We start from the raw sequence: 1,063 nt of genomic DNA on the forward strand, positions 1-1,063 counted from the left end.
CTGCTAATGTAAAGGCTTTAACAAGATGCATGTGAAGCGGTCCATAAATATAAACAGCTTTTTCAGTAGGTCCCATTTCATCCCAGTTGCTTGGAAAATCAAAGCGTGTATCACGGTCATTATCAATTAATTGGTTTTTTAAATCATAGAAAGCTTTGACGAGAGCTTTTTTGAACGCACGCACCGTATCATTGTTACGCATATAGGTCATGAGTAGAGTGGCTTGTGGTTCGTTGAGAATAGCAATTACTCTTTTCTGTCTTCCGCCTTTGGTCCCAAAGGGTGAGATTTCAAATCCAACCCTTCCAAATTCTTCAAAGTCTTCAATGTTTTGACGTACCAGCTTTATAACTGTAGCGTGGCTATTCCCCACACCACCGGCAATTTTTAAAGAGGTTGTGACAGCAATTCCATCATTGTTGATTGTTACTAGATTGTTCATAATGAACTCCTTGTTGACTAATGTTTTTGATTGACACTCAATGAAGAATGCCGGGTGCTGAAAAACACGGCAACAAGCCCGTCGTTATGCCTTTCCCCCGAAAGGGTATTGTATAGCGTAACCACACCCGACAAAGCTATTATATGCGTGTAGCATATAATGAGTCAAAGTCTTTAATGTACAGAAGACTGATTATTTCGGTAACCAATCCGCTTGTTGTTTTAAGGTGTTTTTCAAGCACCTTTGTATGAATCTAACGGTTTTAAAGTTTTTGTCAAGTCGTTCTCAAGAGCGGCTTTTTACCCCTCATTTTTCCCATTCATTTTCATTCACCCCTCATTTAAAGGAGCATAAAGTATGGCAATAGGTTTTCTACACGGTGTTGAAGTCGTTGAAGTTGACGACGGCACCCGCCCCCTTCGCGCGGTACAATCGGCAGTTATCGGGATTGTTGGCACAGCACCCGATGCCGATGAACAAGCATTCCCTCTCAACACACCGGTTTTGGTAGCAGGCTCTCTTTCACAAGCTGCAAAACTCGATAAAACGGGTAAGCGTCAAGGTACCTTACCCAATGCCCTTGATCTTATTTTTAAACAAGTAGGGGCAATTGTTGTTGTA

At 41.7% G+C, this 1,063-nt stretch carries 1 protein-coding gene and 1 pseudogene; one reads left to right on the forward strand and one right to left on the reverse strand.

All coding sequences use genetic code 11. From position 1 onward, the window contains the following. The coding region (locus ACFIKN_RS00905; RefSeq protein WP_375657763.1) for a Rha family transcriptional regulator at positions 1–442 on the reverse strand (442 nt) is incomplete at its 3' end. A gap of 357 nt (positions 443–799) precedes the next feature. Here ACFIKN_RS00905 and ACFIKN_RS00910 point away from each other — a divergent pair. Next, a pseudogene (locus ACFIKN_RS00910) lies at positions 800–1,063 on the forward strand (phage tail protein); the annotation flags it as partial.

This window comes from Bartonella sp. CL436QHHD, assembly GCF_042195105.1.
Taxonomy (GTDB): Bacteria; Pseudomonadota; Alphaproteobacteria; order Rhizobiales; family Rhizobiaceae; genus Bartonella.